Source organism: Micromonospora sp. ATLC20 (assembly GCF_057196585.1).
In genome coordinates, this window is the sequence record NZ_JBXUOV010000002.1 from 34,852 (window position 1) to 43,689 (window position 8,838).

The 8,838-nt window shown below is 72.6% G+C and carries 9 protein-coding genes; 4 read left to right on the top strand and 5 right to left on the bottom strand.

Annotated elements, in window-relative coordinates:
* Window positions 1-4 precede the first annotated feature (4 nt).
* Entirely contained in the window at window positions 5-958 is a 954-nt protein-coding gene (locus tag AC2CHG_RS01030) for a flavin reductase (protein ID WP_366624215.1), read from the bottom strand.
* Between the two features lie 192 nt (window positions 959-1,150).
* Between AC2CHG_RS01030 and AC2CHG_RS01035 the strand changes: the two genes are divergently transcribed.
* Complete coding sequence (locus AC2CHG_RS01035; protein WP_357210089.1) at window positions 1,151-1,972, top strand: IclR family transcriptional regulator; 822 nt, start codon at window positions 1,151-1,153, stop codon at window positions 1,970-1,972.
* Window positions 1,973-1,986: 14 nt separating this feature from the next.
* On the opposite strand, the gene AC2CHG_RS01040 is transcribed toward AC2CHG_RS01035, so the two are convergent.
* Complete coding sequence (locus AC2CHG_RS01040) at window positions 1,987-2,694, bottom strand: hypothetical protein (RefSeq protein ID WP_484523971.1); 708 nt, start codon at window positions 2,692-2,694, stop codon at window positions 1,987-1,989.
* Between the two features lie 102 nt (window positions 2,695-2,796).
* On the opposite strand from AC2CHG_RS01040, the gene AC2CHG_RS01045 reads away from it, so the two are divergent.
* Complete coding sequence (locus tag AC2CHG_RS01045) at window positions 2,797-3,639, top strand: HpcH/HpaI aldolase/citrate lyase family protein (protein WP_484523972.1); 843 nt, start codon at window positions 2,797-2,799, stop codon at window positions 3,637-3,639.
* A 74-nt stretch (window positions 3,640-3,713) separates the two neighbouring features.
* On the opposite strand, the gene AC2CHG_RS01050 is transcribed toward AC2CHG_RS01045, so the two are convergent.
* The 3 genes from AC2CHG_RS01050 to AC2CHG_RS01060 form a co-directional block, all read right to left on the bottom strand.
* A complete protein-coding gene (locus AC2CHG_RS01050; RefSeq protein WP_484523973.1) occupies window positions 3,714-5,183 on the bottom strand; it encodes an MmgE/PrpD family protein in 1,470 nt (489 codons plus the stop codon).
* Window positions 5,180-6,013: a cyclase family protein gene (locus tag AC2CHG_RS01055; RefSeq protein WP_484523974.1), complete on the bottom strand. Its 834-nt coding sequence runs from the start codon at window positions 6,011-6,013 to the stop codon at window positions 5,180-5,182. Before AC2CHG_RS01055 ends, AC2CHG_RS01050 begins: the two co-directional genes overlap by 4 nt.
* A 243-nt stretch (window positions 6,014-6,256) precedes the next feature.
* Window positions 6,257-7,123 carry a DUF4437 domain-containing protein gene (locus tag AC2CHG_RS01060; protein WP_262013772.1) on the bottom strand — a complete coding sequence of 289 codons (867 nt, stop codon included), beginning with the start codon at window positions 7,121-7,123 and terminating at the stop codon, window positions 6,257-6,259.
* 175 nt (window positions 7,124-7,298) lie between these two features.
* On the opposite strand from AC2CHG_RS01060, the gene AC2CHG_RS01065 reads away from it, so the two are divergent.
* Complete coding sequence (locus AC2CHG_RS01065; RefSeq protein ID WP_262013773.1) at window positions 7,299-7,973, top strand: isochorismatase family protein; 675 nt, start codon at window positions 7,299-7,301, stop codon at window positions 7,971-7,973.
* A gap of 39 nt (window positions 7,974-8,012) precedes the next feature.
* Window positions 8,013-8,810 (top strand): SDR family oxidoreductase, encoded by a 798-nt coding sequence (locus AC2CHG_RS01070; protein ID WP_484523975.1) that lies wholly within the window; start codon window positions 8,013-8,015, stop codon window positions 8,808-8,810.
* Window positions 8,811-8,838 lie beyond the last annotated feature (28 nt).

The following is an 8,838-nucleotide window of genomic DNA, read 5'->3' on the forward strand; positions in this document are numbered from 1 at the left end:
TGGGTCACTCCTCTGGGTTGGTGGCGGGGAGCCGGGGACAGGACACCCCGAGTTGACGGGCGAGGAAGACCAGGTCGCGGGTGCGCAGGGCGTCCGCTCGTCCGCTGAGGGTGGTGTCGAAGCCGGTGACCCCGCTCTTCATCGCGACCGTGGCGTTGACCAGGCCGAGCCCGCGCTGGGTCCGCAGCCGCACCCGAAGTGAGGCGCGGCGGGCGCGCACGGTGGCGTCGGCGAGCACTGCCCGCACCTGCACCGGGCTGGCGTCGGCCTTCTCGACCAGGGTGACGGCGGTGTGCCCGGCACGCAGCAACTGGTCCAGCTCGGCGAGGGTGGCATCCTCGCCGCCGGGCCGGAAGGCGTCGGCGATCATCGGGCCGGGCGTTGCCCGCACCGTGAAGCCGGCCATCGCCAAAGTGTTCGCGCGCAGGCGGGAGAGCCGGCCCCCGATCGCGATGTCGATTCTCTCCGGCAGCGGGTCGGCGAGCTGGCTCCACACGCTGGAGTGGAACAGCAACGGGGCGCCGACCCGGGGGGTGCTCGCGGCGAGCACCTCGCCGACGAAGATCGTGTGGTCGCCGCCGGGGTAGGCATGCACGACCCGGCAGTCCAACCAGGCGGTCGCGTTGGCCAGGACCGGGCAGCCGGTCTCGGCGTGCGCCCAGTCCAACCCGGCGAAGCGGTCGGTGATCTCGGGGCGCATGCCGGCGAAGCGCTGGCCGATGCCGGCCTGGCCCTTGCCGAGGAAGCTGATCGCGAAGGCGCCGGCCCGCTCCACCAGGGCGTGGCTGGGAAGGTGGACGCCCAGGCAGACGGAGACCAGCGGCGGGTTGAGGCTGACCGAGGAGAACGAGCTCGCCGTCATGCCGTGCGGCCGGCCGTCGACGACAGTGGTCACGACACCGACGCCACTGGGCCACTGGGCGAGGGCCGAGCGGAACGTGATGCTGTCGACCGACACTGGCAGGCTCTCCGTTTCGCATCAGGAAACGCCGTTACCAGAAACGTAACGAGGGGTGGTGTCCCGTGTCAACCGCCGTTTGGTCCGGGCGGCCGGCGACACCCGGGACACGCTGTTTCGCTGGGCGGAATCGAGCGACCTACACTGCTCGGGAGACCGGACAAAAACGAACAGCGCTGTGGAGGACCACCCATGACCAATCGGACATCCGCGGTGACGGCGCCGGCCGTTGCGGAGGACGGCGACGGCCAGTCCCGCTCGATCGCGGCGGTCGAGCGGGCGATGGACGTGCTGCTCTACTTCGGGCGCAGCGGACGACCGGACCTGGGCGTCACCGAGATCGCGACCGCGCTGGGCCTGACCAAGGCCGCCGTGCACCGCATCCTCACGGCGTTGCGCAGCCGGGATCTGATCATCGTCGACCCGAGCACCCGTCGCTACGCACTGGGCCACGCGGCCGTCACGCTCGGCCGGGCCTACCTGGCCCGCACCGACCTGCGCGCGATGGCCGGTCCGGAGCTGCGCGCGCTGGCGGCCCAGACGGGCGAGACCGCCACGCTGTCGCTGCGCCGGGGCGACACCCGGCTGTACGTCGACCAGGTGGTGCCCGAGCACGAGCTGCGGCTGGACGTCAACATCGGCATCCCGTACCCGCTGCACGCCGGCAGTTCGTCAAAGGCGTTCCTGGCCTTCGTCGCCGAGGACGAGTTCGACGCCTACCTGGAGCGGCACCGGCTCGTCGAGGTCACCGACCGCACCATCACCGACCCTGCGAAGCTGCGCAAGGAGATGGCGGCCATCCGCAAGCGCGGCTATGCCACCTCGCGCGGCGAACGCCAGCCCGGCGCGACGTCGATCGCGGCACCGGTCTACGACCACGACGGGCACGTGGTGGCGGTCGTCAGCGTGGCCGGGCCGGTGGGGCGGTTCAAGCCGGACTCGCCCGAGCTGGCGAAGTCGCTACTGGAGGCGACCGGCCGGATCTCCGCTCAGCTCGGTTACAGCGGCACCTGACCGACCTGCCCGGGTCACAGCGCCGCGAGCGGCTTGAGCACGCCGAGCGCCGCGGCGGCCAGCACGCTGCCCCAGATGCCCCACACGTAGGGCAGGCAGCCGTCGATCGCCCGCCGCAGCGTGCGCTCCACCTCCGGCGTGGAGCCGGTCGTCATCAGGGTGCCGAAGGCCGGTCCGAACGGGCGCAGGGTGAGCCGGATGCCCAGTCCGCAGGCGATCGCGACGCTGTAGAGCAGGATCTTGCCGCCCAGCCACCTCGGGTTGGTGTCCACGCCGAACGGTGCGGCGGCGAAGAGCGTGTAGAGCGCGGTCCCGGCCAGGCCGGCGATCAGCACGATCCGGACCGTCCAGTCCGCCCGGCGTACCCACCGGTGGTGGCCCGGGCGGTGGTGGTCGGAGATCGTGGCGGCCAGCCACGCCGCCGCGAACACCCAGACCAGTGCGACGACCGGCCAGCCGAACGGGTTGATTCCGAAGACCCGCGCGCCGTGCGGGTCCAGCGCCATCAGCGTGACGCCGCTGGGCAGGAAGAGCACCAGGCAGATCTTGGGCCCCAGGTCGAGCCCGCCCATGATCTTCAGCGCGGTGGCCCGGGCGGCCGGAGTGAGGTCGGGCTTGAGGACGAACCGGCTCGACCAGAAGACCCCGAGATCTCCGCCCAGCCAGAAGACGAAGAGCACGATGTGCAGCAGAATCCACCAGCCGTGCGGGTGCGGTCCCATGAAGCCTCCTTGACGCCTCGATCATTAATGGAAACACTGTATTCGCAGTCGAAACAATGGCCGCATCGCCGGGGCGTTGTCGAGCGGGAGGGCCCGAAGCCGTTGAGGTCGTACCTGTACGTGCCCGGGGACGCGCCCGACAAGCTGGCCAAGGCGGCGGGGCGCGGCGCGGACGCGGTGATCGTCGATCTGGAGGACGCGGTGCCGCAGGCCGGCAAGGACGCCGCCCGCTCGGCGGTCGCCGCCTTCCTGCGCTCCGCACCACCCGGGTTCGCCTGGTGGGTGCGGATCAACGCGGGCCGGTTGGGCCACGTCGACGCGGCGACCGTCGTGGGGCCGGGGCTCGCCGGGCTCTGTGTGGCGAAGGCCGAGTCCGCCGCCGAACTGGTCGCCCTGGACGAGGTTCTCGGCGCGGCCGAGTCGGCGGCCGGGTCGCCGGTGGGCACGACCCCCGTGGTGCCGCTGCTGGAGTCGGCGGCGGCCGTGGTCGCGGTCCTGGACATCGCCCGCTCACCCCGGGTACGGCGGCTGCAACTCGGCGAGGCGGACCTGCGCGCCGACCTCGGTGTCACGCTCGGGCCGGACGAGCGGGAACTGCTCTTCGTCCGCTCACAGGTGGTGCTGGCCAGCGCGGCGGTCGGCATCGAGCCTCCGGTGGGGCCGGTCAGCACCGACTTCCGGGACCTGGTCGCGCTGCGCGAGTCGACGACGGCGCTGCGGCGGCTCGGCTTCGTCGGCCGGGCCTGTATCCACCCGGCGCAGGTAGCGGTGGTGAACGAGGTGTTCACCCCCGCACCCGACGAGGTGGCGACGGCGGCGGACCTGGTGGCCCGCTTCGACGCGGCGGTCCGCGACGGCGTGGGAGTCTGCCTCGACGCACAGGGCCGGCTGGTGGACGAGGCGGTGGTCCGCTCCGCCCGGCGCCTGCTCGGCCTGGCCGTGTAGACGCCCGCCCGGGACCCAGGCAGCTGCCGAGCACGCGCGGCTGCGGCGGTGGGCACGGCTGCCCCGAGCCGCTCTCAGCGATCCGAGGCGGTCAGCGCGAGTAGCGCCGATGGCGTCTCCCCGGCACCGGTGGCGCCGAGCACGGCGTCGCGCAGCGCGGCGATCTGCGCCGGTGGAACCGCCCGCTCGGCGTTGAGCTGGAACTTCGTCGCCAGATCGGCCGCGCTCAACGGATGCTGCGGCCCGCCGCGCGATGAGTCGACCCGGTGCTCCATGAGGGCACCGCCGCGGGTCCGCACCCGCAGCACCGCCGCGAACGCACGCGGGAACAGCTCCGACGCCCGGGGGTCGGCCACGCACCGGACCCGGGCCGCCAGCGCCAGCCGGTCGGCCGGCAGCTCGCCGGCGAAGTCGTCGAGCGACAACCCCAGACCGCCACCGCCGAGCAGCGCCGCCGCGATCGTGTACGGGCCGGAGAACTTCGCGTGGTACGCGCTGCGCGGGCGGGTCTTCTCGGCAGTGGGTTCGGCGATGGTACGCAGCACCGGGGCGGCCACCCCCAGCTCGATCTCGGCGACGTCGGCCGGGTCGAGCCCGCCGGCCCGCAGCGCCAGGGCGCAGTCGACGCCGGGGTGGGTGAAGTGGTTCGACGGGTACGGCTTGTAGACCGTGCGCAGCACCTCCCACTCGGTGCCCAGCCCGCGCAGCAGCGCGTCGGCGGTGAAGTCGCCGGTGTGCGCGGTGAAGAAACCGAATCGTCCCTCCAGCACGGTCGGTGGCCCGGTCAGCCCGTCGGCCGCCAGCACCGCCGCACTCACCCCGGCGTGGGCGGCCCAGCCGCAGTGGGCCTGCTTGACCGAGCCGCCGGTGCGGTTGGCCTCCAGGATGCCGGCGCCCATGCTCGCGGCGATCCCGATGGCATGGCCGATGCCCACGTCGTCCAGGCCGTAGAGCAGGCCGGCCGCGACGGCAGCGCCGATCGTGCCGCAGATCGAGGTGGCGTGCTGGCCCCGCTCGAAGAAGACGTTGGCCCCTGTTGCGGGCAGGTAGCCGGCCATGCCGAGCCGGTTGGTGATCTCGATCCCGGCGGCCACCGCCGCGACCAGGGCCGCGCCGCCGGCGGCCGCACCGGTCTCGACCGCCTCCGCGGCGGCGAGCGCGGCCGGCACGACGCTGGCGCTCGGGTGCAGCACCGAGGGCAGGTGCGTGTCGTCGAAGTCCAGCGAGTGGGCCAGTACCCCGTTGACCAGAGCAGCGGCCGGGGCGGGCAGCCGATCGCCGGAGCCGATGACGGTGGCCTCGCCGATGCCGCCCCAGCGCCGCACGGACCGCAGCGCGGCAGCCGCGGCGTCGGCCCCCGGGTCGGCGTGCGCTGCCAGGGCCAGCCCCAGGATGTCCAGCACCCGGCCGGGGATGTCGGCGCGGACGGCTTCCGGTACTCCGTGGTCACGGCAGTCGACCGCGAAGCGCGCCAGCCGGGCGCTGAGCGTGGGCTCGTCGCCCGGCGCGGCCGTGGTCCCGGCCGTACCTCCGCCCGCCGTCACGGCAGAACCGCCAGCGGGCGGACCGGGGCGCCGGTGGCTCCGACGATGGGCAGCGGGTTGAGCACGAACAGGAACTCCCGGACCCCGGTGTCCAGCAGCGCGGCCAGGTTCATCGTCTCCACGATGTTGATCCCGTGCTCCACCAGCAGGATCCGGTGCACCGGCAGGGTGGCGTGCCCGCGTCCGGGCGCGAGGTGCTCGAAGGCGATCGTCTCGCCACCGACCACCCTGGGCGCGCGCTCGGCGAGCCAGCGCGCGGCGGCCACCCCGGGGCCGGGTACGCCGTCGGCGAGCCCGACGAACGCTGCTCCGTCGCCCCACCGCCGCGACCAGCCGGTGCCGATCAGGACCGCGTCGCCCGGTGCGATCCGGGTGTTCCCGGCGGCCCGCTCCAGGTCGTCCGGAGTGATCTCGTAACCCGCCGGCAGCACGGCGGTGGAGTGCACGGCGGCGACGTCGAGCAGCACGGCCCGTCCGACGTACGGGTCGAACGTCTCGATGCCCAGCTCCGCGAAGCCTTCGTGGGACTGCGCTGCCGCGGCCGGCCGGCCGGAGTGCACGAGTCCGTCCTGCGAGACGTGGGCCAGCGCGTCGACGTGGGTACCGACGTGCCCGCCGGTGATGATGACCTCGTTGGCGGCGCTGCCGCCGTCGGCGCGCACCAGGTCGCCGTGGCGGCGCTCGATCACCATCCGGAACGGCGGGTGGTTCGGTGACTGGGGCATTCCCTGGCGCATCGGCTGGGCCAGGTCGATGACCCGGGCCCCGGCCAGCGCCGGCCACAGCGCGGTGACGCCGGGGTCGACGTCGGGTTGCGGTGCACCGGGCACGGGACCTCCACTTGGACCGACCGAGGTTGGGACGTCAATCTAGCCGCCATTCCTCAGTAATGGAAACCCTGTCACGCTCTCCGAAACGCAGACGGTGAAGGGGGTGCGCGGTGGCGCGTTACGACCTGCTGGTCGAGGGCGGCGTGCTGGTGCTGCCGTACGTGGGAACGAGGTGCCCACCCTGGTCGGCGAGCATGGGGTGTGACGCGGCGGTGGTCGTGGCCGCGTCGCACCCCGTCGCCGTCACATCCCGTCGCCGGACCAGGGGCCGCGCGAACGGGACCGCACCGGCAGGGTGGAGATGACCGGCGCCTCGTCGTGCTCGTGGTAGTTGGTCGCCGTGCCGCCCCACTTGACCCACTCGTCGGTGGTGTACCAGTTGACCAGCTCGCCGTCCGACCGGATGATCCAGTCGATGTCGGTCTCGGCGACGAAGTGGCCGTGCTTCACCCCGGCCGGCCGGAAGCAGTAGGTGCCCTCGTCGATGTCGCCGAAGTTGTACGCCATCTTCCCGCCGAGCGTGTAGAACTCCTCGTAGCAGGGGTGGTGGGCCAGCCGGTGGTCGCTCCAGCCCTTGTGGGCCCGGATCAGGCGGGTGTAGAAGTTGGTCACCGGGTCGCGGTGCAGCAGCTTGATGTAGAGCGGGGTGATCGGCCCGACCGTCGGGGCGGCGGTCCACTCCATGTCGTTGGAATCGACCACCGTCACCTCGCCGACGGCGGTCTCCCACCGCGCTGAGGCCGGACTCCACTGTGCCTTCCCGACGTCGAAACCGCAGTCGCCGTACTCGCGCCAGTGCAGCACCGACGAGCCCTCGCGGATTTTGATCCAGTCCATCGGCACACCCCGGGGCACCTGAAGATAGCCGCCCGGGCCGATCTCCTGACCGCCGTAGATCAGCGAGCCGGACCGCACGAAGAACTCGGTGTCGGCGTGCGGCACGCCCGGCCCGCGCCCCCAGTCGCTGTCGAACCGCAACGCCAGCGAGGACGATCCGTCCTCCTCGTCTGTGGAGAGCCGGCGTTCGTGGACCCCGCCCTCGCCGTGCGGCAGTTCCCCGACGTGCCAGATGTAGTCATTCTCGTGAATCAGTTCGACGTGCGCTCGCACCCGCTGCTCCTCACTTCGCGTTTCAGGCCGCCCGGCAGCCGGCGGTGGTGAGATCGGCGCCGTCCGAGACCGGCATGGCTGCAATGGAAACACTGTTTCCATGGGCGCGGCAAGCCTGTCGTCTCGCAATGTTCCCCCTAGCGAAACGATGTATCCAACGCATACGATGCGTCGAATGAACGGTGCCGAGCTGTCCGCCACCCCCGGCGGTACCGCGCGCGGCGGCAGGCTCGATGCCGACTACGCCGGTGCCGGGTTCGCCCGCCGGCTCGGCTGGGGCACCCGGCCCGGGCTCGTGCTGGTCGACCCCGTCGCCGCGTACGCCGTACCCTCGTCGCCGCTGTTCCTGGCCACCGCGGAGGCCGCGATGGCCGCGATGGCCGCGCTGGTGGCGGCGGCCCGCGCCGCCCGGGTTCCGGTGGCTTTCACCGCGGTGCGGTACGCCGACGAGTCCTGCGCCGAAGCACCCCTGTTCGCCGCGAAGGTGCCGGCACTGACCGCGTTCGCCGCCGGCAACCCACTCGGCGACTTCCCGACCCAGGTCACGCCTGCCCCGGGCGATCACATCGTGTACAAGCACTACGCCAGCGCCTTCGCCGGAACCGCCCTGGCCGCCTGGCTCACCGCGGCCGGCGTCGACACGGTGGTGCTCGGCGGCTTCTCCACCAGTGGCTGCGTCCGCGCGTCGGCGGTGGACGCCCTGCAACACGGGTTCCGCCCGATGGTGGTGCGCGAGGCGTGCGCCGACCGCGATCCCGGCCCGCACGAGGCCAACCTCTTCGACCTCGACGCCAAGTATGCCGACGTGGTGCCGCTGGCCGACGCGGTCGCCCGGTTGGCCGGCCACTGACCGGACCCGTTCTCCCGACTTGAGTGGGCAGGAGCAGTCATGCGTAAGGCAGTCATCACCGGCAGCACCAGGGGGATCGGCTTCGCGCTCGCCCGCGAGCTGCTCTCGCGGGGCCACTCCGTCGTCGTCTCGGGGCGCTCGCGGACGGCCGTGGACGACGCCGTCGCACGGCTGCGCCCACAGGCCCTCACGGCAGCGACGGTCCACGGGTTCGCCGTGGACGTCACCGACGCCGAGCAGGTCGAGCGGATGTGGAGCGCCGCGGTCGACGCGCTGGGCGGCGTCGACCTGTGGATCAACAACGCCGGTGTCGCCAACACCACCCGGCCGATCGTCGACACCGCGTCGGAGGACGTCCGGACGATGGTCACCACGAACATGCTCGGCACCGTGTACGGGTCGCAGGTCGCCGTCCGCGGCATGCTCACCGCCGACGGCGGCCAGGTCTTCAACGTGCTCGGCGGGGGCAGCGACGGCCGGATCCGCCCCGGCATGGGGGTCTACGCGGCCACCAAGCGTGGTCTGGACTCCTTCACCCGGGCACTGGCCAAGGAGGTCACCGGTACCGGCGTGCGGATCGGCCAGATCCGCCCCGGCATCCTCATCACCGAGGGGTGGCTGCGCGAGGCCGCCGCCGCGCCGGAGCAGGTGGCGCGGCAGCGCAGGTGGCTGAACATCCTGTGCGACCACGTCGAGGACGTCGCGCCGTACCTGGTCGAACGGATGCTGACCAGCACCAGGAACGGCGACGCGATCGCGTGGCTCACCACCGGCCGGATGACCCGCAAGGTCCTCATCCCCGGCAAGCGGGACGTGCTCGCCCGCTACGGACTCTGACCGGGGCCGTCATGCGCATCAATGACTC